The sequence below is a fragment of the Bilophila sp. T19-St14 genome (genome assembly GCF_059728385.1).
In genome coordinates, this window is sequence record NZ_BAAGFT010000001.1 from 1,560,668 (window position 1) to 1,586,401 (window position 25,734).

18 protein-coding genes are annotated in these 25,734 nt (G+C 58.7%); 12 read left to right on the forward strand and 6 right to left on the reverse strand.

The genetic code is table 11. The features are described 5' to 3' along the window. Positions 1 to 118: 118 nt before the first annotated feature. From yqeB to AC6I1V_RS06820, 6 genes are all read left to right on the forward strand, one after another. A complete protein-coding gene (gene yqeB / locus AC6I1V_RS06795; protein WP_302553186.1) occupies positions 119 to 994 on the forward strand; it encodes a selenium-dependent molybdenum cofactor biosynthesis protein YqeB in 876 nt (291 codons plus the stop codon). A gap of 50 nt (positions 995 to 1,044) precedes the next feature. Then, complete coding sequence (xdhA, locus tag AC6I1V_RS06800; protein ID WP_486854811.1) at positions 1,045 to 3,378, forward strand: xanthine dehydrogenase subunit XdhA; 2,334 nt, start codon at positions 1,045 to 1,047, stop codon at positions 3,376 to 3,378. An 844-nt stretch (positions 3,379 to 4,222) separates the two neighbouring features. Further along, positions 4,223 to 5,122 (forward strand): xanthine dehydrogenase subunit XdhB, encoded by a 900-nt coding sequence (xdhB, locus tag AC6I1V_RS06805; protein WP_486854812.1) that lies wholly within the window; start codon positions 4,223 to 4,225, stop codon positions 5,120 to 5,122. Beyond that, positions 5,116 to 5,646 (forward strand): xanthine dehydrogenase iron sulfur-binding subunit XdhC, encoded by a 531-nt coding sequence (gene xdhC / locus AC6I1V_RS06810; protein WP_302553183.1) that lies wholly within the window; start codon positions 5,116 to 5,118, stop codon positions 5,644 to 5,646. The genes xdhB and xdhC overlap by 7 nt, the downstream gene beginning before the upstream one ends. A gap of 111 nt (positions 5,647 to 5,757) precedes the next feature. Further along, entirely contained in the window at positions 5,758 to 7,083 is a 1,326-nt protein-coding gene (locus AC6I1V_RS06815) for an NCS2 family permease (protein WP_497736948.1), read from the forward strand. A gap of 1,057 nt (positions 7,084 to 8,140) precedes the next feature. Next, positions 8,141 to 9,130, forward strand: coding sequence for an XdhC family protein (locus AC6I1V_RS06820; protein WP_337430783.1), 990 nt, complete (start codon positions 8,141 to 8,143; stop codon positions 9,128 to 9,130). 1,274 nt (positions 9,131 to 10,404) lie between these two features. On the opposite strand, the gene AC6I1V_RS06825 is transcribed toward AC6I1V_RS06820, so the two are convergent. Genes AC6I1V_RS06825 through AC6I1V_RS06835 form a run of 3 tightly spaced genes read right to left on the reverse strand, consistent with a single transcriptional unit; the run spans position 10,405 to position 16,201 of the window. Continuing rightward, positions 10,405 to 11,823 (reverse strand): efflux transporter outer membrane subunit, encoded by a 1,419-nt coding sequence (locus AC6I1V_RS06825; RefSeq protein WP_302553532.1) that lies wholly within the window; start codon positions 11,821 to 11,823, stop codon positions 10,405 to 10,407. Next, positions 11,820 to 14,993, reverse strand: coding sequence for an efflux RND transporter permease subunit (locus AC6I1V_RS06830; protein ID WP_302553531.1), 3,174 nt, complete (start codon positions 14,991 to 14,993; stop codon positions 11,820 to 11,822). Before AC6I1V_RS06830 ends, AC6I1V_RS06825 begins: the two co-directional genes overlap by 4 nt. Before the next feature lie 11 nt (positions 14,994 to 15,004). Further along, positions 15,005 to 16,201, reverse strand: coding sequence for an efflux RND transporter periplasmic adaptor subunit (locus tag AC6I1V_RS06835; RefSeq protein ID WP_302553529.1), 1,197 nt, complete (start codon positions 16,199 to 16,201; stop codon positions 15,005 to 15,007). 168 nt (positions 16,202 to 16,369) lie between these two features. Here AC6I1V_RS06835 and AC6I1V_RS06840 point away from each other — a divergent pair, with 168 nt between their 5' ends. Next, positions 16,370 to 17,059 (forward strand): TetR/AcrR family transcriptional regulator, encoded by a 690-nt coding sequence (locus AC6I1V_RS06840; protein WP_302553528.1) that lies wholly within the window; start codon positions 16,370 to 16,372, stop codon positions 17,057 to 17,059. Between the two features lie 131 nt (positions 17,060 to 17,190). On the opposite strand, the gene AC6I1V_RS06845 is transcribed toward AC6I1V_RS06840, so the two are convergent. Continuing rightward, positions 17,191 to 17,571 carry a DnaJ family domain-containing protein gene (locus AC6I1V_RS06845; RefSeq protein ID WP_308771488.1) on the reverse strand — a complete coding sequence of 127 codons (381 nt, stop codon included), beginning with the start codon at positions 17,569 to 17,571 and terminating at the stop codon, positions 17,191 to 17,193. Positions 17,572 to 17,880: 309 nt separating this feature from the next. On the opposite strand from AC6I1V_RS06845, the gene AC6I1V_RS06850 reads away from it, so the two are divergent. Continuing rightward, positions 17,881 to 19,707, forward strand: a complete 1,827-nt coding sequence (locus tag AC6I1V_RS06850; RefSeq protein WP_486853510.1) for a triose-phosphate isomerase — start codon at positions 17,881 to 17,883, stop codon at positions 19,705 to 19,707. Positions 19,708 to 20,829: 1,122 nt separating this feature from the next. Here AC6I1V_RS06850 and AC6I1V_RS06855 read toward each other — a convergent pair. Next, the gene (locus tag AC6I1V_RS06855) at positions 20,830 to 21,450 is read right to left on the reverse strand and encodes a LysE/ArgO family amino acid transporter (RefSeq protein ID WP_486853511.1); all 621 of its coding nucleotides are present in this window, start codon (positions 21,448 to 21,450) and stop codon (positions 20,830 to 20,832) included. Between the two features lie 404 nt (positions 21,451 to 21,854). Next, a complete protein-coding gene (gene rlmD / locus AC6I1V_RS06860; protein WP_486853512.1) occupies positions 21,855 to 23,204 on the reverse strand; it encodes a 23S rRNA (uracil(1939)-C(5))-methyltransferase RlmD in 1,350 nt (449 codons plus the stop codon). A gap of 124 nt (positions 23,205 to 23,328) precedes the next feature. Between rlmD and AC6I1V_RS06865 the strand changes: the two genes are divergently transcribed. The 4 genes from AC6I1V_RS06865 (at position 23,329) to AC6I1V_RS06880 (ending at position 25,611) form a co-directional block, all read left to right on the forward strand. Beyond that, positions 23,329 to 23,469 (forward strand): hypothetical protein, encoded by a 141-nt coding sequence (locus AC6I1V_RS06865; protein WP_005025216.1) that lies wholly within the window; start codon positions 23,329 to 23,331, stop codon positions 23,467 to 23,469. 60 nt (positions 23,470 to 23,529) lie between these two features. Continuing rightward, positions 23,530 to 24,123, forward strand: coding sequence for an IMP cyclohydrolase (locus AC6I1V_RS06870; RefSeq protein ID WP_486853513.1), 594 nt, complete (start codon positions 23,530 to 23,532; stop codon positions 24,121 to 24,123). A 424-nt stretch (positions 24,124 to 24,547) separates the two neighbouring features. Further along, complete coding sequence (locus AC6I1V_RS06875) at positions 24,548 to 24,943, forward strand: (deoxy)nucleoside triphosphate pyrophosphohydrolase (protein ID WP_486853514.1); 396 nt, start codon at positions 24,548 to 24,550, stop codon at positions 24,941 to 24,943. A gap of 170 nt (positions 24,944 to 25,113) precedes the next feature. Next, positions 25,114 to 25,611 carry a hypothetical protein gene (locus AC6I1V_RS06880; RefSeq protein WP_486853515.1) on the forward strand — a complete coding sequence of 166 codons (498 nt, stop codon included), beginning with the start codon at positions 25,114 to 25,116 and terminating at the stop codon, positions 25,609 to 25,611. Positions 25,612 to 25,734: the final 123 nt, after the last annotated feature.

Sequence of the window (25,734 nt, forward strand, 5' to 3'; positions counted from 1 at the left end):
ACACGATATGAAATAGCTACAAAGGCTGCCGACCAGAACCCACGGTCTAGTTGTGTCATCCTGTCACTGGGTATATAGTTCGGGGAAATACCTTTCTTCGGGCAGCAGGAGTTGCAGCATGTACCAATACCAACAGTTTACCATTCTTCTCCGCGGCGGCGGGGACATCGCTACGGGCATCGCGCTCAGGCTCTACCGTTCCGGCTTCCGGCACATCATCATTCTGGAAACGGCGCATCCGATGGCCGTCAGGCGCAGGGTGGCCTTTTCCGAAGCCGTCTATGAGGGCCTCTGCACGGTGGAAGGCATCACGGCGGCCCTCGCCCCCCGGCCCGAAGAAATCGCCCCGCTCTGGGACGCCGGGTGCATCCCGGTCATGGTCGATCCGCAGGGCGTCACCATCCCCCGCCTCCGCCCCGAAGTCATCATTGAAGCCACGCTCGCCAAACGGAACGTCGGCGTGGGCCTCACCGACGCGCCCCTCGTCATCGGCGTGGGGCCCGGCTTCACCGTGGGCGAAACCGTCCACTGCATCGTCGAAACCAACCGGGGGCACAACCTTGGGCGCGTCCTCTACTCCGGCAGCGCGGAGCCCGATACCGGCATTCCCGGCGACATCGCGGGCATGACCACCGAGCGGGTGCTGCGCGCTCCGCAGGCCGGTATTTTCCTCAGCCGCCACGACATAGGGGATCATGTGAAGGCCGGCGATGTCGTCGCCACCGTTGAGGCCGACGGCGTATCCAAAGAGATCCGTACCGTCATCAGCGGCGTTATCCGTGGGCTTTTACGTTCGGGAACGCCCGTTACGGATCGCATCAAGGTCGGCGACGTCGATCCGCGCGACAACACGGTCTGCCACCATGTATCGGACAAAGCCTTTGCCATCGGCGGCGGCGTGCTGGAAGCCATCCTCGGACGCTTCAACCGCCCCTGCCGTATCCGCAGGGGCATCCTCCACTGCCCTGTGGACAAGAACGTGTCCACAGCGTAAACAACGCCACACAGCGAACCATTCCACACCAGAAGAACAGGAGAAGCGGCATGGCAATCGGACAATCCAAACAACGGCTGGATGCCGAAGCCAAAGTGACGGGGCGGGCCCGGTACACCGACGATATGGGCCTGCCGGGCATGCGGCACGCCGCCTATGTGCACAGCACCATCGCCCACGGCATGGTTCTTTCCATTGATGCCTCGGAAGCCCTGTCCCTGCCCGGCGTCGAGGCCGTCTTCACCGCCGATGACGTGCCGGGATTCCTCTTCCCCACAGCCGGGCACCCCTACTCTATGGATCCGGCGCGCGGGGACGTGGCCGACCGCCTCCTGCTGACCAAGCATGTCCGCTATTACGGCGACGAGGTTGCCGTGGTCGTGGCCCGCGACGGCCTCACCGCCCGCAAGGCCGCCCATCTGGTCAAAGTCGAATATGAGCCCCTCCCGGTCGTGACCTCGGCGGAAACGGCGCTGGCCCCCGGCGCTCCCGTACTCCAGCCCGCCATCAATCCCGACGGCAACCTGCTCAAGCAGCACACCCTCGAATGCAACGGCACCCTCGACGAAGCCCTTGCCGCCGCCGACGTGGTGGTTGAGGGCGCCTACCGCACGCCGACCATGCAGCACTGCCATCTGGAAAACCAGACGGCCTACGCCTACATGGACGACATGCGGCATATCGTGATCGTCAGCTCCACGCAGATCCCGCACATCTGCCGCCGCGTGGTCGGGCAGGCGCTCGGCATCCCGTGGTCGTCCGTCCGGGTCATCAAGCCCTGCATCGGCGGCGGGTTCGGCAATAAGCAGGATGTGGTGCTGGAACCCATCGTGGCCTTCCTGACCATGAAGCTCGACGGCGCGCCCGTAAGCATGGAACTGACCCGCGAGGAATGCATGCTCTGCACCCGCGTGCGCCATGCCTTTGCCATGACCGCACGGGCCGGGGCCACAAAGGACGGCAAGCTCCTCGGCTACGGCCTCGACGTGCTCTCCAACACCGGGGCCTACGCCTCGCACGGGCACTCCATCGCGGCGGCGGGCGGCTCCAAGGTCTGCTACGTCTATCCGCACGCCACGTACCGCTTTTCAGCCAAGACCTTCTACAGCAATATTCCCGTGGGCGGGGCCTGCCGGGGCTACGGCTCTCCCCAGACCGCCTATGCCATCGAATGCCTCATGGACGATACGGCCCGCGCGCTCGGCATGGATCCGCTGGATTTCCGCCTGAAGAACACCGGACGCAACGGCGACGTCTCCCCGCTCAACGGCAGGCCGATCGCCACGCTCGGCATCAGCGACTGCCTTGAGGAAGGCCGTGAACGGTTCCGGTGGGACGAACGCAAGGCCGCCTGCAAAGCCTTCAATGAAGAAGCCGTCCGCACGGGCAGCCCGCTGCGGCGCGGGGTCGGCGTGTCCGCATTCAGCTACGGTTCGGGGACGTACCCCGCCAATGTGGAACCCGGCAGCGCCCGCCTCATCCTGAATCAGGACGGCACGGTGAACCTCATGGTCGGCGCGACGGAAATCGGGCAAGGCGCGGATACGGCCTTTGCCCAGATGGTTTCGGAGACGCTCGGCGTCGCGTATGAAAGCATCCATGTCATCTCCACGCAGGACACGGACGTCACGCCGTGGGATCCCGGAGCCTATGCCTCCCGCCAGACCTACACCTGCGCCCCCGCCGTGCACGCCGCCGCGGACGAGCTGCGCCGGAAGATCCTCGGCTATGCCGCCGAAATGACCGGCCATACGCCCGCCGCCCTGACCGTTGCGCCGACCGCGCAGGGTGATGCCGTGGCCTTTGCCCGCAATCCCGAAAGCGTCGTGGTCACGCTGCACGATTTGGCGATGGATTCTTTCTACAACAAGGATCGCGGCGGGCAGCTCTCCGCCGAGGCATCCTTCAAGACGCGCCAGAATCCCCCCTCCTTCGGCGGCTGCTTTGCCGAAGTGGAAGTGGACATCGAATTGTGCAAGATCCGCATCGTGCACATCCTGAACGTGCATGACGCCGGGGTGCTCATCAACCCCGCGCTCGCCACGGCGCAGGTACACGGCGGCATGGGCATGGGCATCGGCTGGGCGCTCTATGAGGAACTGCTCATCGATCCCGCCACCGGGCGCGTGTACAACAACAACCTGTTGGACTACAAGCTGCCCACAACCTGCGACATTCCCGATCTGGACTGCGCGTTTGTGGAAACGCAGGAACCCTCCGGCGCATACGGCAACAAGTCGCTCGGCGAGCCGCCGCTCATCAGCCCGGCCCCGGCGCTCCGCAACGCCGTCCTCGACGCGACCGGCGTCGCCGTCAACGCCATCCCCATGACGCCGAAGCTGCTGTTTGAGGAATTCGTGAAGGCCGGATTGATTAAGGGATAGAAGAAGCATCGGGGAGGGGAGAAGGCGCCCTTCCGGGAAATCCCCATGTCTGTGCCATAGAAAACGGCTGATGTTTTTCCTTGAAGTTCCAAAGGGATAACCGGAAAAAGGCATTAGCCGGGGATTCAGCCGAGGGGAAAACTGGAGAAAAAGGTCGTATGCTCACTGTGCTGCGGAGATGGAACACCCCCATACTATGACAGGGCCATCCCCATAAAGAGGGCAGGCGAAGCCTCTCCAAACTCCCCCTTATCCGCCAAGGGCTTTCATATGCGGGCTTCAGGACGGCCTGTACGGCAGGACGATGCCGTAGGAAATGGCGGCCCGGCCGGGAAACAGGCCCGGATCAGCCTTTGAGCGAAGACGCCAGTTGGAAAGGCCTGTCGGCGTAACGGCCGGCGCTTTCTTTTGCGGAATGCCCAATAAACAAGGCTGTGCCGTAGGAAATGGCTGATGCCTTATTTCTTGCCTGCCCAAAGGAAAAACCAGCAAAAGGCTTCAGTCATGGGGGCCTTCCCGCAGAAGAGACTGAAAAGAGCTGTATTTTACCATACTGTGGAGATGAAACGCCCCATCACAGGGCATAAACAATCAATGAAGCGCCTCAGTCATGGAACCTGCCGATAAAAATACATAACACAGCATTATTCACCATGTTGTGTGGATAGGCCAACCGGATGACATAGCAGGCCCCCCAAAAGGGGACAGCGCCTTTTTCCGGCATAGCCTGAACGCCTTCCGTGCCCTCTCCCCGCCAGCCCAAATGGTTGCGGGAGCGGGTTCGGGGGAGGGGGCTTTTTGAAAACCTCCCTCCTCCGGGCATCCTCAACCCAAAGGATCTCCCATGTTCGATATACAATCCTACCAAAAAGCGGAATCCGTAAACGACGCCATCCGCCTGCTCGGAGAAGATCCCGAAGCCCGCCTTATCGCGGGCGGCACGGACGTGCTCATCAAGCTCCGGGAATTCAAAGGCTTCTCCCGCCTCGTGGACATCCATGGCCTGCCTGAGCTGAAACCCATTGTCCGCGAGGCGGACGGCACCGTGCGCGTGGGTTCAGGGGCCAGCTTTACCGATATTGAGGAATCCCCCGTCATCCGCGGCTGCATCCCCATGCTTGGGGAATCCGCCGCCAGCGTCGCCGGGCCGCAGATCCGCAACATGGGCACCATCGGCGGCAACCTCTGCAACGGGGCCGTCTCCGCGGACACCTGCGCCCCCGTCCTCGCCCTGAACGGCTATCTCAATATCAGGGGCCCGCAGGGGGAACGCACCATCCCCGCCCTCGGCTTCCATATCGGCCCCGGCAGGGTCGCCCTCAGGCAGGATGAAGTGCTCCTTTCCGTGGAATTCCGGCCTGAAGACTGGCAGGGCTGGGGCGCTGCGTACCACAAATACGCCATGCGCGAGGCTATGGACATCGCCACCATCGGCTGCGCGGCGGCCGTCAGGCTTGACGGGGCGGCCATTTCGGGCATCCGGCTGGCCTATTCCGTATCCGCGCCGATCCCGGTGCGCTGCCCCGGCGCCGAAGCCGCCGCTTTGGGCCGCTCCGTGACGCCCGAAGATCTGCCCGCCACCCTCGCCGCGATCAGCGCCGCCGTGGAAAAGGACGTACAGCCCAGAACCTCGTGGCGCGCCAACCGGGATTTCCGTATGCACATCATCCGTACGCTGGCGGAGCGCGTCATTGCCCGGTGCGTCGTCCGCGCCGTCGAACTTCAGGAGGCCGCCTCATGCTGAAAACCATACGCTGCACCGTCAACGGCAAGGCACGGGAACTTTCCTTTGACGTCCGCTCCTCGCTCCTCGAAGTCCTGCGCGCCGAGGGCCTGACCAGCTCCAAGCAGGGCTGCGGCGTGGGCGAATGCGGCGCGTGTACCGTGCTCGTCGATAATGTCCCTGTGGATTCCTGCATTTTCCTTGCCGTCTGGGCGGACGGCAAAACAATCCGCACCGCCGAGGGCGAAGCCAAGGGCAACCGGCTTTCCCGCGTCCAACAGGCCTATGTGGACGCCGGGGCCGTCCAGTGCGGCTTCTGTACGCCCGGCCTCGTCATGAGCAGCACGGCCTTTATTGAAAAACACAAGGGCCGGCCCGTTACCCGCGAGGAGATCCGCCGCGGGCACGCCGGGAACCTCTGCCGCTGCACGGGCTACGACGCCATCATCGCCGCCGTGGAAAGCTGCCTCAACGACACGCCGCCGCAAAACGCCTGCGCCTGCCTCCGCAAACCGGACGGGCCATGCCCCCATCATCAAAGCTGAGCAAAATCAGCCCAGTGTTTCGCCAGACTTGCCCTGTCCATGATTCGCATGTACAGGGTTGTCTGTTTCAGAGGGAATCATCCGCAACCATCCAACCACCGGGGGACGCCCATGGCCCAGACACAAGGCATACTGGAACGTGTTTTCAAGCTGAGCGAAAAGGGGACGACCGTCAAAACGGAAATCCTCGCCGGCCTGACGACTTTCGTTGCCGTGGCTTACATCATTTTCGTCAATCCAAGCATCCTTTCGGACGCGGGCATACCCAAAGAAGCCGCCGTTGCCGCAACAGTCTGGTCTGCGGTCATCGGCAGCGCCATCATGGGCCTCTGGGCCAATTTCCCTGTGGCGGTGGCCCCCGGCATGGGGTTGAACGCCTTCTTCGCCTACTACGTCTGCGGCGTCCTCGGCCTGCACTGGACTGTGGCCCTCGGTGCGGTGTTCTTCTCAGGCATCGTCTTCCTGCTGCTGACGCTTACGCATATCCGCCAACTGCTCATTGACGCCGTGCCCATGAACCTCAAGTACGCCATCGTCGTCGGCATCGGCATGTTCATCGCCTTCATCGGGCTCCAGAATGCGGGCATCGTGGTCAAGAACGACGCTACGGTGGTCACCCTCGGCCATATCACCCAGCCCGGCCCGCTGCTGGCCTGCTGCGGGCTCATCCTCACGGCGGGGCTCATGGCCCGCAATGTACAGGGGAGCCTGCTCATCGGCATCCTCGTGACCGCCGTGCTCGGCATGGTGCTCGGCGTGTCCCCGGCCCCTTCCGGGATCGACAGCATCATGAGCTTCTCCCTCCCAAGCCTCGCCCCCACGTTCATGCAGCTCGATATCATGGGCGCGCTCAAGTACGGCATCATTTCGATCATCTTTACCTTTACCATCGTCGAGCTGTTCGACAACATGGGTACGCTCATCGGCCTCTCCCGCAAGGCCCGGCTGATGGACGACAAGGGCCACATCGAGAACCTCGACAAGGCGCTGGTCACCGACTCCATCGGCACGGTGGTCAGCAGCTTCCTCGGCACTTCCACCGTCACCAGCTATGTGGAAAGCGCCGCGGGCGTCTCGCAGGGCGGCCGCACCGGCCTGACCGCGCTGACCGTGGCGGTTCTGTTCGCCGCCTCCTTGGTGTTCGCCCCGCTCATCGGCCTTGTGCCCGCTTTCGCCACGGCTCCGGCCCTGCTCATCGTGGGCGCCCTCATGATGATGGAAGTGATGAACATCGACTTCAACGACTTTACCGAAGGCTTCCCCGCCTTCATGACCATCATCATGATGCCGCTGACCTACAGCATCGCCAGCGGGTTCGGATTCGGCTTCGTCAGCTACGCCGCCGTGAAGCTCCTTTCCGGGCGCGCCCGCGAAGTAAGCCTTTTCATGTGGATCATCACCGCCATGTTCGTCATCAACTTCGCCATGCGGAGTTAGAGAAAGCAGGATTAGAGAGAAAGGGAGAAGAGGATATTGGATTGGAGAGGGGGAAGGGGAAACTTTCTGGAGAAAGTTTCCCCTTCCCCCTCTCCAAACCTCTCCCCCTTCCCCTTCAAAGACTTTCGTGCTTATCGAATCCCTGTTGTCAGGCTGTGCGGGCCAAACGGTTTTCTTCCCATGTGGGAGCATATCGTTTGGCTCTGCCATCATAACCGGCTGATGTTTTAGGCTGTATCATAAAAAACGGTTAGGATGTGTCGACAATTGGCTATACTATTTAAAATTATTGAACTATTTTAATCCATAAAAACTATTTAATAATTTCAAATAATTATATAAATAATGACGCGGCCTAGTGCTTTTTTCCTTAAAAATTCCAAAGGAATAACCGACAAAATACCTTAGGCATGGATTCCGCTAGGCTCTATCATAGTATATGGTTGTTTTTGTTTCAGTAATATACTGAAAATATATGTTTTTTTAATTTTCCGCTGATGGGCTCTGTGATTGGGGCTTTTTATTGGTTATTTCTTTGGAATTTCAAGGAAAAAAGCATCAACCGTTTTCTATGGTGCAGCCCCCAAAATTGCTCAGTTATGAAGACAGCCCAAGGAATAGGATAAAAAAGCTGTGTCTTCAATATGTTGTTGAGACATTGTCGAGACAAAAACAATCACACCCCATAACGGAGCCCAATATATCAACAATCCAATATATCAATCATATTGTATGGCAAGGCATATCGTTTCTCCTGTTTCCGAAAGCAATCGCATTGAGGGGGCAGCTTGCTTCTTCCTTGCAGAGTACATTCCGCCAAATCACGCTTCGCCTTGATCCGCCCGGCAAGAGCGTGTAGCATCATGCACCGTAAAACATATATTGATCCGCAAGATTCCCTAGGCTGTATTGTCTTTATATATGTAATCATTTGAAATTATTAAAAAATATTTTTTACAACTCGAAAAATAGTTAAATAGCTTCAATAAATTATATCTAATTGACGACACGCCCTAGGGAACTTGCGGAAATGAATTTCCACTGTGAGGCGGTTTGCATGAAGCTGGAAAACGACATTGCTCAGCATCTTGAACAGGGAGAATTTCTAGCCCTCGCCACGATCATTGAGCGTTCCGGTTCCGCCCCGCGCCACGCGGGGGCGCAGATGCTGGTCACGCGGGATTTGTCCGTGCTTGGAACCATCGGCGGCGGGCAGGTCGAATCCGACGTGCTGGCGGCATGTCTCCCTGTCCGTAAAACGGGAGCCGCCCGCCTGATGCATTTCGACATGACCGGGTTCACGCCGGATGCCGATATGATCTGCGGCGGCATCGTGGATATTCTCGTGGAGCGGCTCACGCCCGAACAGCTTCCGGCCTTCCGCCAAGCGGCGGAGTGCCGCAGCCGGGCCGCCTTCGGGGTCTGGCTTGTGGACATTACCAACCCCGCCTCGCCTCAGCGCAGCTTCCACACGGACGCCTCCACACTGCCCCCGCCCGTTCTGGCGCAGGTCAGGAGCAACAGCGCGGCCTGCATCGATCTTGACGGCAGGCGCGTCTATGTCGAGCCGCTGATCCATCAAGGCGTCGTCGTACTCTGCGGCGGCGGGCATGTTTCCCTTGCCACAGGCAGGTTGGCCCATGAGGTCGGTTTTGAGGTCATTGCCGTTGACGACCGCGAGGAATATGCTTCCCCGGCGCGTTTTCCCTTTGCCCGCGCCGTCCACGTCCTGCCTGAATTTAGGGGGCTTGCCGAAACCTGCGGCATCGGGCCGGAACACTATATCGTCATCGCCACACGAGGGCACAGCCACGACCGGGAATGCCTCTCCCAAGCCATGCACACGACGGCCCACTATGTCGGCATGATCGGGAGCAAGCGCAAGCGTGACGGCATCTACAGTTTTCTGCGCTCGGAGGGCTTCTCCGAAGGCGATTTCGGACGTGTCCACAGCCCCATCGGGCTCGAAATCGGTGCCGAGACTCCTGAGGAAATCGCCGTCTCCATCGTAGCCGAGCTCATCGCCGCCCGCAGGGGGCTGGTGTAGGGAAAAGGTGAAGGGAAGAGAAGATTGGGAGGGGCGGGGAAACCTTTCTGGAGAAAGGTTTCCCCGCCCCTCCCAAACCCTCCCCACCCCTTCCCAAGACTTTCGCCCTTATCGAATCCCTCTTCACAGTTTTTCCAATAGCCATACGCCTGCTCCTCTCCCGTGGCTTTTGAAAGAAATGAAGCCCTGTCACAGTAGTGATTGGTGCTTTCTTTTGGCTTTGTCACATATGTGGTTGTTTCATCTCCACAGTACGGTGAAAATACAGCCTTTTTCTCCAGTTTTCCCATTCAGGAATACCTAGCTAAAGCATTTTATTGGTCATTTGCTTGGAACTTCAAAAAAAAGCATCAATTATTTTCTATGACACAGCCTTTTTTCAAGATACTTACAAGCTTCCCACCATTCCCATTCTCCCAAGGCTTCGTTCGGCAACTGATTGATGTTCCACCTTTTAAAATTTAAGGCTATGTTATAGAAAATAATTGATGCTTTTTTCCTTGAAGATCCAAAGGGATAACCGGAAAAAGGCCTTAGCCATAGATTCCGCCAAGGGGAAAACCGGATAAAAAGGCCGTATTTTCACCGCACTGTGGAGATGAAACAACCACAAGCTATAACAGAGCAAAATTTAAAGAGATAATCAACAACATGCCTCAACCATAAAGCTCAGCAAGGGAACACTGGAGAAAAAGGCTGTATCCTCATCACAATATAAAGATAAAATAATCAGATTCTATGGCAAAACTTTTTCTGAAAATAAGGTTCTGTCATAGTATATGGATTCCATGGTTGAAATATTTTATTGCTTAATTCTTTGGAGTTTTGAGAAAGAGAACATCAACCGTTACCTATGATATAACCATAGGTAACTGATCGTTCTTTGTTGGGAGGTTGTCTCCTAGAAAATGGTTGATGCTTTTTTTCCTTAAAGTTTTAAAGGAATAACCAGCCAAATGCCTTAGCCATAGATCCCGCCAATGGGAAAGCTGGAGAAAAAGGCTGTATTTTCACTGCACTGTGGCGACGAAACAACTACATGCCATGACAGAGCCTTTTGGAATTTCAAGAAATACAACATCAATCCATCATATGGCACCGCCAAACGAAAAGAACCTCCTCCGCAAACGGAGGAGGTTCTTTTCGTATGCACATCCCTGCAACAGGGATTCAATAAAGTCAAAAGTCTTTGGGGAGGGTGGGGGGAGGTTTGGAGGGGGGCGGGAGGGGCTTTCTTCAGAAAGGCCCTCCCGCCCCCCTCCAAATGGCATCCCCTATTCCTTCACCCCGCCGCCAAGGGCCTTGTAGAGCATGATGAGGTTCTGCTCGCGGGCAACTCGGATAGAGATGAGGTTGAGCTGCGAGCTGTACATCGCACGCTGGGAATCAAGCACGGCAAGATAGCTGTCGATGCCCTGATTGTAGCGCTCCCCGGACAGGCGGTACGTCTCGGAAGTCGCATGGACAAGCGACTTCTGCGCATCAAGCTGCCCTGCAAGGGAAACGCGGTCGATCAGCGCGTCGGACACTTCCCGGAACGCGGATTGGATGGCCTTCTCGTAATCCGCCACCGCTATCTTCTTGTCCGCTTCGGAAACACGCAGGTTGGCGATGTTCCGCCCGCCTTCAAAAATCGGCAGGCTGACCTGCGGCAGGAAAGTCCAGATGCCCGTGCCGCTGTCAAAGAGGCGGGACAGCTCGTTTGAAGCCGTACCGATGCCCGCGGTCAACGCGATGCGTGGGAAGAAGTTCGCCCGCGCCGCGCCGATATTCGCGTTGGCGGCCTTGAGCGCATGCTCGGCTTGGAGAATATCCGGCCGCTGGAGAAGAACCGTGGAGGGAAGGCCCACCGGGATCTCCGGCCAAACCGGAAGCTCGGAGAGCGCCTTAGCGGGCAGCATGTCCGGGGTCACTTTCGTCCCCACAAGCAGGCCGAGCGCCGTGATGTCCTTAGCCACCTGCCCGCTGTAGCGGGCAATGTCCACCCGCGCCGTATCCACGCTGGTCTGCGCCTGGCGCAAATCCAGCTCGGACGAAACCCCCACGGAGTGGCGCCGCGCGATCATGTCGTATGACGCCTGCTGGCTCTTGAGCGTCTCCGTGGCGATATTCAAACGCTCACGGTCAGCCACAAGGGTCAGATAGGCCTGCGCCACTTCCGAAATCAGGCTCAGGCGGGCGCTCCGGTACGCCTCCTCGGTGCCGAGGTAGGTTTCCAGAGCGTTGTCCTTGAGGCTTTGGATACGCCCGAAGAAATCAAGCTCATAACTGGTCACGCCGACGCTGAGCGAGTGCTGGCGGGAAACCGTCTGTTCGCCCGATGTGGACAAATCGGCGGAAACGCCAGCGTTGGAGGACTCGCCGGAGGCGGAAACGCCGGGCATCAGATCCGCACGCTGTATCTGATACAAGCCGCGGGCACGCTCGATGTTCAGCGCGGAGACGCGCAGATCCCGGTTGTTGTCCAGAGCAAGCTGGATAAGCCGCTGCAAGTGCTGATCGGTGAAGAACGTCTTCCACCCGATTTCCGAGGCCAGCTTATCGGTAGGCTGGGCGAGAACCGTGCCCTTGGGCATGAGGTCGTCGGGCCAAGCCTCCGCCACCGGAGCCTCCGGGCGGACGTAGTTCGGGGCCATCGTGCAGCCGGGCAACAGTACCGCCAGCGCGAGCGCCATATACTTTGCTGACATCATTTGTGGGAATCTCCCGGTATGGTTTCAACGATGTTGGCCGTGCGGCGGCGCTTCGCCTTCTTCCTCTTCCAACGGAACGAGAACACGGAGGTCACCACGACGAAGAACACCGGGATGTAGAAAATCCCGAGGGCCGTCGCCGCGAACGTGCCGCCCATGACGCCCGTGCCGATGGCGTTCTGGCCGCCCGCGCCGGCGCCCGTGCTGATGGCAAGGGGCAGGATGCCGAGCAGGAAGGCCAGCGAAGTCATCAGGATGGGACGCAAGCGCATACGCGCCGCCTCAATGGTCGACTCAATGAGATCGCCTCCCTTATCGTGCAATTCCTTGGCGAATTCAACGATCAGGATGGCGTTTTTCGCCGACAGGCCGATGGTGGCGAGCAGGCCCACCTGAAAATACACGTCGTTGGAAAGCATCCTCATGTTCGCCGCGCCGAGCGCGCCGAGCACGCCGAGGGGAACCACGAGGATGACCGCGAACGGCACTGACCAGCTTTCATACAAGGCCGCGAGGCACAGGAACACCACGAGGATGGACAGGGCGAACAGGGCCGGGGCCTGCGAACCGGAAAGGCGTTCCTGATAGGACAGCCCCGTCCACTCGTAGCCGATGCCCTGCGGGAGCTGCCCGGCGAGCTTTTCCATTTCCAGCATGGCCGTACCGGAACTCACGCCCGGAGCGGGCTGCCCAAGGATTTCCACGGACGGCACGCCGTTGTAGCGTTCCAGACGCGCGGGGGCATACTCCCAGTGCGCGGAAGCGAACGAGGAGAAGGGAACCATTTCGCCCTTGGTGTTGCGGAAGAACCATTTTTCCATGTCTTCCGGCACCATGCGGAACGGCGCATCGCCCTGCACATACACCTTTTTGACGCGGCCCTTGTCAAGGAAGTCGTCCGCGTAGGAGCTGCCCCAGACGGTGGACAGCGCCGAGTTGATGTCGGAGAGGTTCAGGCTGAGCGCGCCCGCCTTTTCGCGGTCGATGTCGATGCGCAGCTGCGGCTGGTCTTCCTGACCGTTGGGGCGCACGGCCACAAGGTTCTTGTTTTGGGCGGCCATGCCGAGAAGCTGGTTCCGGGCCTGGATGAGCGCCTCATGCCCAAGGCCCGACTTGTCCTGCAACTGGAAGTCGAAGCCGGTGGCGTTGCCGAGTTCCATGATGGCGGGCGGCGCGAAGGCGAATACCTGCGCATTGCGGATCTTCGAGAACGCAGCCATGGCGCGCTTGGAGACGGCATCCACCTTGAGGGACGGATCCTGGCGTTCGCTCCAGTCCCTGAGGCGCACGAAGGCCATAGCCATATTCTGGCCGTTGCCCGCGAAGCTGAACCCGAGCACGCCCATCATGCTCTCCACGGCGTCCTTTTCGTTTTCAAGCAGGTATTTTTCAACCTGCTCCAGCACCTTGGTGGTTTCTTCCTGCGTGGAGCCGGTGGGAAGCTGTATCTGGGCGAACAGCATCCCCTGATCCTCGTCAGGCAGGAAGCCCGTGGGCAGGGCCTTGAACATGAAGATCAGGCCGCCGATGAGCACCAAATAGATGATCATGAAGCGGGCCGCGCGCCGGATGACATAGGACACGCCGGACTGGTAGCGCATCGTCGCGCTGTCGAACCAACGGTTGAACCAGCCGAAGAAGCCGTGCTGCGAATGTACGTGATCCCCGCCGATGGGCTTCAGCATCGTGGCGCAGAGGGCCGGGGTCAGCACGATGGCGACCACCACCGACAGCACCATGGCCGAAACGATGGTAACGGAGAACTGCCGATAGATGACGCCCACCGAGCCGCCGAAGAAGGCCATGGGCACGAACACGGCGGAAAGCACCATGGCGATGCCGACCAGCGCGCCGGTGATCTGATCCATGGATTTGCGGGCGGCTTCCTTGGGCGGGAGCTTCTCCTCGCTCATCACGCGCTCCACGTTTTCGACGACGACGATGGCGTCGTCCACAAGGAGGCCGATGGCGAGCACCACCGCGAACATGGTCAGCGTGTTGATGGAATAGCCGAACGCCGCCAGAACGCCGAACGTGCCGAGGAGCACGACGGGCACGGCGATGGTCGGGATGAGGGTGGCGCGGAAGTTCTGGAGGAACAGGTACATGACCAGAAACACCAGAAGCACGGCTTCACCGAGGGTCTTCACCACTTCATGGATGGAGATTTCCACCACGGGCGTGGTGTCGAACGGATACACGGTCTTCAACCCCTGCGGGAAGAAGCTCTCGGCCCCTTTCAGGTACTCGTCGATGCTGGACGCGGTTTCCAGCGCGTTGGCGCCGGTGGCGAGCTTCACCGCGATGCCGGTGGAGGACTTGCCGTTGAAGCGGCTGAGCGTGGAATAGCTTTCACTGCCCAGCTCCACACGGGCCACGTCCTTCACCCGGATGAGCGAACCGTCCGTGTTGGTGCGCAGGATGATATTGCCGAACTGTTCCGGCGTCTGGAGGCGTTCCTGCACCGAAATGGCGAGGTTCATCTGCTGCCCCGGAACGGAAGGCGTGCCGCCGAGCTGCCCCGCGGAAATCTGCGCGTTTTGGGCGCTGATCGCGTTGAGCACGTCGCTCGGCATCAGGCTGTAGCTCTGGAGCTTGTAGGGATCGAGCCAGATGCGCATGCTGTACTGGCTGCCGAAGACCGACACTTCGCCGACGCCGGGAAGACGGCTGATCGGATCCTTGAGGTTGGTCACCACGTAGTCCGCGATGTCGGCGTTGTCCATGCTGTTGTCTTCGGACACGAAGGCGTACACCTTGAGGAAGTTCGCGGCGCGCTTGCGGACGGAGATGCCCTGACGCTGCACTTCCTGCGGGAGCAGGGGGGTAGCAAGCTGGAGCTTGTTCTGCACCTGCACCTGCGCGATGTCCGGGTCGGCGTCCGCGCTGAAGGTCAGCGTGATTTGCGCCTGCCCCGAAGAGTCGCTTGTCGAGGACATATACAGCAGGTGGTCAATGCCGTTCATGTTCTGCTCGATAACCTGCGTGACGGTGTCCTGCACGGTCTGGGCGGACGCGCCGGGATACTGCGCCTCAATGCTCACGGTCGGCGGCGCAATGGACGGGTACTGCGAAATCGGCAGGTTGAGGATGGATATCCCGCCCGCCAGCATAATGATAATGGCGATCACCCATGCGAAGACGGGACGATCGATAAAGAAACGTGCCATGAAAAAGCCCCCTACCGCTTCTCGGAAGCAGGCGCGTCCTGCTTGGCCGGGGTGGGTTCGGCAATGCGGACGAGCGCGCCGGGACGGATTTTCTGGAGGCCCTCGACGATGACCTTGTCACCGGCCTTGAGCCCGTCGAGCACGACCCAGTTGGTGCCCTGCGTGCGGCCCACCTTGAGCGGACGGATTTCTACCTTGTTTTCGGCGTTGACCACATACGTGGTGGGGTTGCCCTTGGCGTCGCGCAACAGGGCGCGCTGGGGCAGCAAAATGGCCTGATCGTCCACGCCTTCGTTCAGGATGGCGCGCACGTACATGCCCGGAAGCAGTTCCTGCTTGGGGTTCGGGAAGATGGCCCGCAAGGTCACCATGCCGGTGCTCTCGTCCACGCTCACGTCCGCAAACTGGAGCGTGCCGGTAAGCCCGTACTCGCTGCCGTCTTCAAGCAGCAGGCGCACCGCCGCGTGATCCTGATCGGCGCGCTGGAGCCTGCCTTCCTCAAGGGAACGCTTGAGGCGCAGGACTTCCGTGCTGGACTGGGTCACGTCCACATAGACGGGATCAAGCTGCTGCACGGTGGTCAGGGGGCTGGCCTGGTTTTCCGTCACCAGCGCGCCCGGCGTCACCAGGGAGCGCCCGCTCCGCCCGGAAATGGGGGAGGTGACCTTGGTATAGGCCAGACGGATGCGCGCGTTTTCCACGGCGGCCTTATTGACGCCCACGTCCGCGAGCGCCTGCTTGTAGGCGGCCTCGGCGTCTTCAAATTCCTGCTTGCTGACCGCGCTGATGTTCACCAAGTCCTTAAAGCGCTTCATCTTCAGGCGCGCGGGGGCCACATTGGCCTCGGCACGGGCGAGGTTGGCCTTCGCGCTGTCGAGATCGGCCTGATAGGTGGCGGGATCAATCTGGTAAAGGACATCCCCGGCCTTGACGTCCGCGCCTTCCACAAAGAAACGCTTCTGGATGATGCCGCTCACCTGCGGACGCACCTCAGCGATCTGGAAACCCGACGTGCGGCCGGCAAGTTCTGTCGTGTACAGCACCTTCTGCGGGGTCACGATCTCCACGGCCACTTCCACGGCGGGAGCCGCCGAGGACTGGGCCCCCGTCTTTTCGTCCTTGCAGCCCATGAGGGACAAGCAGCCGAGAAGCCCGGCCAACAAAGTCACACCGAATCGGAAGGGCCGCCGTTCATGCTTCACCAACATATAACCTCACTCTCAGGTTGTCGGCGCGGTTCAATCATCACGCGCCCATAGAAAATACAAGCCACTTGCTTTCCTCGCAGGTTGCTTGCATCGTTTGACAAAAACGAATTGGATAGAGTAAGCTCTATCCGTTCAAGTGCTATACTTCCCGAAAGGATGACTGTCAAGATGGAAAAACACACGGCCCGCAAGTATTCCTCGCCCATCCGCGAGCGTCAGGCAAACCAGACCCGCCTCAACATCCTTGACGCCACGCAGCGCCTTTTCCTTGAACGCGGGTACGCCAAAACAACGGTGGAAGCCATCGCTCAAGAGGCAGGGGTCGCCAAGCAGACCGTCTATGCCGTCTTCCGCTCCAAAAACGGCATCGTGGCCGAATTGCTGGATCGGGCCGTCTTCACGGAGCGGGTATTCGAGCTGCACGATCGCTCACTTGAAACGGCGAACATCCACGAAGCGCTGAAGCTCACGGCGCAGCTTGTCCTGCAGGTGCACGAATCCCAAAGCCCCGTCTTCGACCTGTTGCGTGGCGCGGGGATGCTCGATCCGCAATTGGCCCGCGTCCAGAATGATCTCCGATGCGTCAACAGGGACAGGCAGGAAACCCATGTGCGGTTCCTGCTCCGCGGGCGGCGGCTCAAGGAAGGCATTGATATGGGGATGGCGCTGGATGTCTTCTGGTGCCTCACCAGCCGCGACATCTACCGTATGCTGGTGCAGGAGCGCGGGTGGGACGGCGAGACGTACGCCAACTGGCTGTACGAAATGCTCGCCAACTCGCTTCTCCATGTGAGCGAGGAGCACCCGGACGGGGAACAGGAAGCACGGACGGAAGCCTGTCCACCCGTGCAGCGGTAGGAAAGCGGGCGCATATTTGTTTGGGAACCTTCAAGCAGTGAAACGCCCCTCGCTGTGGCTGAGGCTTTTTCCTTGACGCCGCTGCGGAACGGGTCGCTGGAAACGGTTCCGCGCCGCTGCCCGAAAAAGGCTCAGCCCTTTTTGTTCACGGTAATCCGGCTGACCACCCGCCCATAGTACGGGCTGCCGTCGCTGAGAACGGGCGCATTGGGATGGCGGGCCTTAATGCGGGCGATGACCACTTCGAGCTTTTTCATCTGCCGGATCTTTTCCTGTTCGTCCCCGCACTTCTCCAGTGCGTCGACGATGGACTGGGCCTCTTTCCGGTCAAGAACCTCTTCAGGGACATAGCCCGCATTCTTCAAGAGCTTGTAGGCCATGCGGAGGTCTTCGGGGATATGCGAATCGTCTTCCAGCTCCAGCGGCTTGCCCGCTCCGGGAAGGGAATCAAAGTCCCCCCGCTCGCAGGCTTCCCGAATGCGCTGCTCCGCGATAATGCTTATGGCGTCCATCGTAACCCCCTGAAAGTCCGTCTTTTCAGATAACGTATCCCTCGCGGGCCCCGTCCGCAAGGGGTTGGCTTCCCCGGAGGGGATACTCTGCGGATCGGTTCCGGCATCAGGGCGGAATTGTACTCTTTCTCCTTTATTCCGGCCCGATTTTATGCAAGAAAATTCCCTTTCGGTTCACATAAAAATGCGCTATAGTCGTTAACTTGAGGAAAAGATCCCAAAGAGATCCTTTTCGCCTTGTTGTCCACACGTACTGAAGCGCTTCCGTATCTCATACGGAGATTACCTTACCTCAGGAGGAACCGCACAATGAGCTTATTGTATCAAAAACATGCTTCCCGCCCCCTGACGCTGGACAACCGCGTCGAACCCGAACTGTACCGCGACGTTTTCCCATATACGCATGTCAGCCGCATCGAATTTGATGATACGTTTCTCGTCCCCCGCCCGGCTGATCCCATGTTCATCACCGACACCACCTTCCGCGACGGCCAGCAGGCCCGCCCCCCTTACACCGTCAAGCAGATCGCCCGCATCTACGACCTGCTCCACAAGCTCGGCGGCAAGAGCGGGCTCATCCAAGCCTCCGAATTTTTCATGTATTCCCCCAAGGATCGCAAGGCCATCGAAGTCTGCCGCTCCAGAGGCTACCGCTTCCCCCGCGTCACCGGCTGGATCCGCGCCAACATGGACGACCTCAAAATCGCCCATGATATGGAATTTGATGAAGTGGGCCTGCTCACCAGCATGTCCGACTACCATATCTTCCTGAAGCTCGGCAAAACCCGCGAACAGGCCATGAACGACTACCTCAAGGTCGTCACCAAGGCCCTCGAATGGGGCATCGTGCCCCGCTGCCACTTCGAGGACGTGACCCGCGCAGACATCTACGGCTTCTGCCTGCCCTTCGCGCGCAAGCTCATGGAGCTTTCCCGCGAAGCGTCCATGCCCATCAAGATCCGCCTCTGCGACACGATGGGCTACGGCGTGCCCTTCCCCGGCACGGCGCTTCCCCGCTCCGTGCAGCGCATCGTCCGCGCCTTCACCGACGAAGCGGGCGTCCCCGGCGCATGGCTCGAATGGCACGGCCACAACGACTTCCATAAGGTGCTCGTCAACGGCGTGACCGCATGGCTGTACGGCTGCGGCGGCGTCAACGGCACGCTCATGGGCTTCGGAGAACGCACCGGCAACGCGCCCCTTGAAGCGCTGGTCATCGACTACATTTCCCTCACCGGCAACGATGAGGCCGCCGATCCCACCGTCATCACGGAAATCGCCCAGTATTTCGAGAAGGAGCTCGACTACCGCATCCCGGACAACTACCCCTTCGCGGGCAAGGACTTCAACGCCACCAGCGCGGGCATCCATGTCGACGGGCTGGCGAAGAACGAAGAGATTTACAATATCTTCGACACCACCAAGATCCTCAACCGCTCCGTGCCGATCATCATCAACGACAAGGCGGGGCGCGCCGGCGTAGCCTACTGGATCAACCAGCAGTTCAACCTGCCCCCGGAACGGCAGGTATCCAAGAAGCATCCCGCCGTCGGCCAGATCCACGCCAAGATCATGGCCGCCTACGAGGAAGGCCGCAACACGTCCTTCTCCAACAAGGAAATCAAGCACCTTGTCCGCCGCTTCATGCCTGAGCTCTTCGACAGCGAGTTCGACCAGATGAAGCGCATCGCCGGGGAACTGGCCTCCAACCTTGTGGAGCGCCTGGCCCGCGACTGCCAGACGACGTCGGATACCGAAACGCTCACCACACAGCTCCAGCAGTTCGTGCATGACTACTCGTTCATCCAGTATGTCTATGTCACTGACGTCAAGGGGCATTCCACAGCCATCGCCATCAGCGATCCCGGCGATCAGAAGGGCTATAAGGCCTTCCCGATTGGATTCGACTACTCGAACCGCGAATGGTTCCAGCAGCCCATGCGCACCGGCAAGCTGCACATCATGAACGTGCACCAGTCGCAGGTCACCGGGCAGCTCATCATCACCGTGTCCACGGTGATCACCGATGCCAACGACGAGATCATCGGCGTCCTCGGCGCCGACATCCAGCTTGAGGAAATCATCCGCCGCGCCGAAGCCCTCGAAGCCGAGGAGCATATCGGCGAGGAAGAGTAGCCGTATTGGTGAGGGGCGGGAAAACGGTTCCCTCCCTCACAAAGGCTTTTGCGTTTGGGGACGGCTGCGTCCCCACCAAACAAAGCCCTTTTCCGTTGCCGCGGAAAAGGGCTTTGTCCATTGGTTCCGTCATGTAAACGATTGATGTTTTCTTTCTTGAAATTCCAAATAAAGGATGGCCTGTCATCAGGATGCGGTTGTTTCATCTCCACAGGAAGGTGAAAATACGGCCCCTTTCTCCAATTTTTCGTTGGCGGCCTCCACGGTTGGCGTATTTTATTGGTTATCCCTTTGGAGCTTCAAAAAAATAGGCCCGTCATAGTATCTGGCTGCTTTATCTCCACAACATGGTGAACATACAGCCTTTTTCTCCAGCTTTCCCATTGGCGGGATTCACGGCTAAGGCAGTTTGTTGATTATTCCTTTGAAACTTCAAGGAAAAAAGCATCGACCATTTTCTAGGTCGTGTCATCATCTTACATGTAAATATTTGAAATTATTAAAAAATATTTTACAACTTTAAATAGCTATATAATTTCAATAAATTACATACAATCGACGATACACCCTAGGGCACAGCCTCAAAATAAAACAGTAAGCTTTTTCTACGGCACAGCCTTAAAGAATCAATAAAAGCCCATGCAGATCGGCAGCAGAAAAACCGTATAAAATGAGAGTATCCTCCTATGTTGGATGCCTATACCAAGCATATGTTATAACGGATTGTTTCGTTCAGGAATGTGGTTGCCATTACAGAAGGCTCTGTCATAGTACATGGTTGTTTTGTTTCAGCAATATACTGAAATATATACTTTTTCTCCAAATTTTCCACTGATGGGCTCTGTGATTGGGGAATTTTCTTGGTTATTTCTTTGGAATTTCAAGGAAATAAAGCATCAACCGTTTTCTATGACACAGCCTTACAGAAAAGGTCTTTGCAAGGCCGTCGGGATCGGCAACGGCAACGGCAAAAAGGTTCCCACTTTCTAGGTTGTGTCGGCAATTAGATACAATATATTGAACTTGTTAATTATATTAACTTTTTAAACCACAAAAAATTATTTAAATAATTTCAAATAATTATATGCAATATAATGACACGACCTAAGTATTCCCGTACTGTCAATAGGCACTCTGCCATAACTCCACGAACGACCAGCCAAGCTTCACGCCGTAGAAAAAGATAATCAGGCCGCAGACAAGGTTGATGATGCGCAGCAGGCGCGGCGTAAACCGGTTCTTGAAAAGCGAGGAAACGGTGGTCAGGGACAGGAACCAGAGGCAGGACGCACAGACTACCCCCCAGAGGAACAGGCCGGACTCATCGGGCGGCAAGGCGGCCCGGAAAGACCCAAGCAGCAACGACACGTCGATGATTGCCTGCGGATTGAACCATGTCACCACGCAGGCCATGCCGATGGTCTTCATGAGCGGGATATCCACGTTGACCGCCGGGCTGGCAACTTCGCGGGACAGCACGAGCCGGAGCCCCATATACATCACCACAAGGCTGCCCGCCAGCAAAACGCCCTTTCGGATAAGCCCGGAATGTTCGATCAGCGCGCCGATGCCGAAAAAACCGGCAATCGCAAGGGTCACATCAAAAAAGATGACGATGAGCGCCGTCCGGTAGGCCGCCGCACGCGGCAGGGACAGGCCGGCATTGATGACGAAAAGATTCTGCACGCCGATGGGCGCAACGTACGCCAGCCCAAGCGACAGGCCCTGAAGATACGCAAGCATGGTTCCCTTCTTTCGCTCTCGCTCCCGCGCCCGCTGCAATGCCGTGGCGGAAAGGAATGGGCCTAGGGGAATCGGGCATCATGCGGCAACCCGTTCCCCTTCCGAATGATCTCCGCACGCCATTCCCATTGAGCGGCAATGATTACAAAAGGTTGTGTTATAGAAAATGGTTGATGCTTTTTTCCTTGAAGCTCCAAAGGATTAACCGATAAAATGCCTTAGCCGTGGATCCCGCCAAGGGGAAAACCGGAAAAAAGCTGTATTTTCACCGCACTGTGGAGATGAAACAATCACATACTATATAATAGAGCCTTACAAAAAGTACCGGGAGGTGAGGCCGTGATTGCGCCCGGTTGCCGAAAAGAGGCCGAACCAAACGCAATGGCCCTTTATTCAATCTGAAATCACGCGCGTTCCAGCAGGGCCACCGTTTCCACATGCGGCGTCTGTGGGAACAAGTCCACAGGCCGGGCGGCCTTCAGGCGGAAAGCCGGGGTCAGGCGGGCTATGTCGCGGGCCAGCGTCGCGGGGTTGCACGAAACATATACAAGCCGCAGCGGGGCCGCCTCGGCAAGCTGCTGCGCGACCTTGGCATCAACCCCGGCACGCGGCGGATCGACCACCACCACATCCGGCTTGGGGCCGAGCCTTACCAAACGCCCAAGCACGGACTTGGCATCACCCTGCTCCACCCTGTATCCCTTCCTGCCCAGCGCCTTCGCGTTGCTGCGGGCACAGCGCACCGCGCCGGGCATTTCCTCAATGCCCACGACCCGCGCACTGCGCCCCATGTACAGGCCGATGGAGCCGACGCCGCCGTACACGTCCCACAAGACGGGATCCGGCAGTTCCTCAAGCGCGGCAAACCGGGCAGCCTCCGCATACAGCAGTTCGGCGGCGGGCGTATTCACCTGAAAAAAGGCATTATGCCCCATTTGCAGCCGGACATCGCCGATCCGCTCCTCAAGCCGCCCGTCCGCGTACAACGTCCGCTCCCCATAGGCCACGTCGCTGGAGGCCAGGCGTTCCGACAGCGCGAAACCCGTCACTTCGGGAAGTTCCGTCCGCAGCGCCGCCGCGAACCGTTCCCCCGCCTCAGGGCTCCCTCCGGCCCCTGCAATCAGCTCCACAAAACAGCCGCCCGCATGGGGCTCCCTGACGACGAGGAACCGCCCGTCCAGATCGCGAAACGCCCCATTGGACAACAGCCGCGCCGTTTCCAGAACCCGCATGGTCAACGGCGTCTGCAACAGGCACCCCGTCACTTCGACGATGCTGCGCGAACCGCGTTCCCGCAGCCCAAGCGCCTTGCCGCCGTCGTCGGACACCCCAAAGGCGAACTCCATCTTGTTGCGGTACCCCCACTCGGAAGGGGATGGCAGAATGGGCAGCATGGGCGGGCACGCCACCTTGCCCACCCGCTCCAGCGCATCGCGCACGATGCGTTCCTTCCACGCGAGCTGGCGGGCATACGCCAACGATTGCCACGAACATCCGCCGCACCGCCCGGCATGGGGGCACGGCGGCCTCTGCTCGTCCGGCGAGCGTTCGAGCACTTCGACAAGCGCCGCTTCCGCAAGGCTCTTCCGCACGGCGGAAACCCGCGCCCGCACAAGCTGCCCCGGCAAGGCGTCCTCGACGAGCACGACCACGCCGCCGTGGCGTCCGAGGCCGCGCCCGTCGGACACCAGCGCATCCACGCGCAGTTCGAGGAACTGGCCGGAAACAAAAGGATTTACAAATGGTTTGGCCATGCTTCCTCCAAAGCCCCCGCTTGACTTTTATCGCAAGCCGGGCAATGTAATACTTTAACGTCCCGACCGCGTCCGCCGGAAAACCCCTTCGGCGTTCGGGGCCGGAAGAGCCAAGGAGTCCGCCATGTTCAACGAGCTGGTCAGCAACGCCATGCACTCCACGCCGCAGGGGTTTGTGGGCGTATCGCTTATTTTCGTGTATTTCTGCGTCATTGTGGCGACGGCTTTTTATCGTATCAAAAAAGGCGATCACATGCACCACTAAGGGGGAGCCCCTTCCCGGCCTCTCCCCTTTCTCGCCCAACCCGGATCAGGAGCAAATCGAATGGATTTTCTTCCCATCAGGCGGGCTCTGCTCAGCGTCACCCACAAGGACGGACTGGCGGAATTCGCAGCCTTTCTGCATGCCAACGGGGTGGAGCTCGTCTCCACCGGCGGCACGCTGAAATTCCTTGAAAACGCGGGCCTTCCCGTCACCGCCGTCAGCGACGTGACCGGCTTCCCCGAAATCCTCGGCGGCCGGGTGAAGACGCTTCATCCCCATATCCACGGCGGCATCCTCGCCGACAAGGACAACCCCGAACACCTCGCCGTCCTGAAAGAAAAGGGGATCAAGGCGTTCGATCTCATCTGCGTGAACCTTTACGATTTCGAGAGCGCCCTGGCCAAGGGGCTGAAGCCCCGCGAAGCCATTGAGGAAATCGACATCGGGGGCCCCTGTATGCTCCGCGCGGCGTCCAAGAACTTCCACAGCATCCTCGTACTGTCCGCTCCCGATGCCTACGCGGAAGCCACGGCGGAACTCAAGGCCAACGATATGCGCGTTTCCCTGCCTTTCCGCCAGCGCATGGCCGCCCGTACGTTCGCCAAGACTTCGCGCTACGACGCGATGATCGCCGAGTACCTCACGAAGAACTAAGATGGATTGGGGAAGGGGGAGGCAGTTTCAGGAGAGCGCCCTTCCCTTCCCCAAACCTGCCTGCACGGACAGCGGCCCTTTTCCCAGGCTTTGGCAGGCGGAAGGGCGCACGATGGGATTGCCCCCCTATTGGGTACAGGAAAAAGGATGAAAGCCGTCGGATGGGCGGGCCCGTTTTCAGCCAGCGGCAAGCTTTGACAGAAAGCCTATGGGCAAAAAAGGACGGCAGGCGGCGAAACGCCTGTTTTGGCTCTGTCATGGCACATGGTTGTTTTATTTCCGTAGCATACTGAAGATACTTTTTCTCTGATTTTCCGCTGATGGGCTCCATAATTGGGGCATTTATGGGTTATTCCTTTGGAATTTCAGGAAATAAAGCATCAGCCGTTTCCTATGGCACAGCCTTGTTTTTTAAGGGGGGAAGATGGAAGGGAAGGCACGAATCGAAGTGGTGGGCGGCATCTTGTGGCGCGGCGGCTCGTTTCTCGCGGCACAGCGCCCGGAAGGTCACCCGCAGGCCGGTTTTTGGGAATTCCCCGGCGGAAAGGTCGAACCCGGCGAGTCGCTGGAAGCGGCCCTTGCCCGCGAACTCGCTGAGGAATTGTCCTTGTCCATCCGCAACCCGAAGCTCTGGCGCACGGTTGAGCACGATTACGATTTCCGTTCGGTGCGGCTCCATTTCTTCCATATCACCGAATTTTCCGGGGAGCCTGCCGCCAACGACGGGCAGGCCTTCCGCTGGGTGACGCCCGAAGAGGCCCAAACGCTGCCCTTTCTTGAGGCAGACCGGCCGCTGTTGTTTGACCTGATCCGCCCGTAACTTGCTCTCCATAGCGGTGGAAAAGGCCCCTGTTCCGGCAGGGGCTTTTTTCAGGGCGTGCCACAGGGAATGGTTGATGCTTTGTTTCTTGAAGCCCCAAACAGCTAGCCGGCAAAACGCCTCAATCATGGAACCCGGCACGGGGAAAACGAAAGGCCCTGTCATAGTATATGGTTGTTTTATTTCAGCAGGATGCTGAAAACAGAGGCTTTTTCTCCAATCTTTCCGCTAGCGGGCTCCATGATTGGGGCGTTTTAGTTATTCCTTTGGAATTTCAAGAAATAAAGCATCAACCGTTTCCTATGGCACAGCCAAACGAAAAAGGGGCTGTGTCTTCACCATATTGTGGCTCTGAGACAAACGCATCCCCTAAAAAACAAGGCTCCGTCATAGTACGTGGTTGTTTCATCTCCACAGCACGGTGGACATACGGCCTTTTTCTCCAGTTTTCTCATCGGCGGACTTCATGGCTGAGACATTTTATTGGTTATCCCCTTGGAACTTCAAAGAAAAAGGTATCAACCATTTTTATGGCACAGCCAAAAACAAAAGATGTCTCTTGCCGCATTCCCCGGCGCGAGGCGGGCGAAGCATCCCGGCGTTATGCCGATGAAGTACGGCCCGCTTTCAAAGGCTTTTTTAAAGGCTGTGTTATAGAAAAGGGTTGATGCTTTTTTCCTTGAAGTTCCAAAGGGATAACCGGAAAATACCTTGGCCGTGGATCCCGCCAAGGGGAAAATCGGATAAAAAGGCTGTATTTTCACCGCACTGTGGAGATGAAACAACCACGT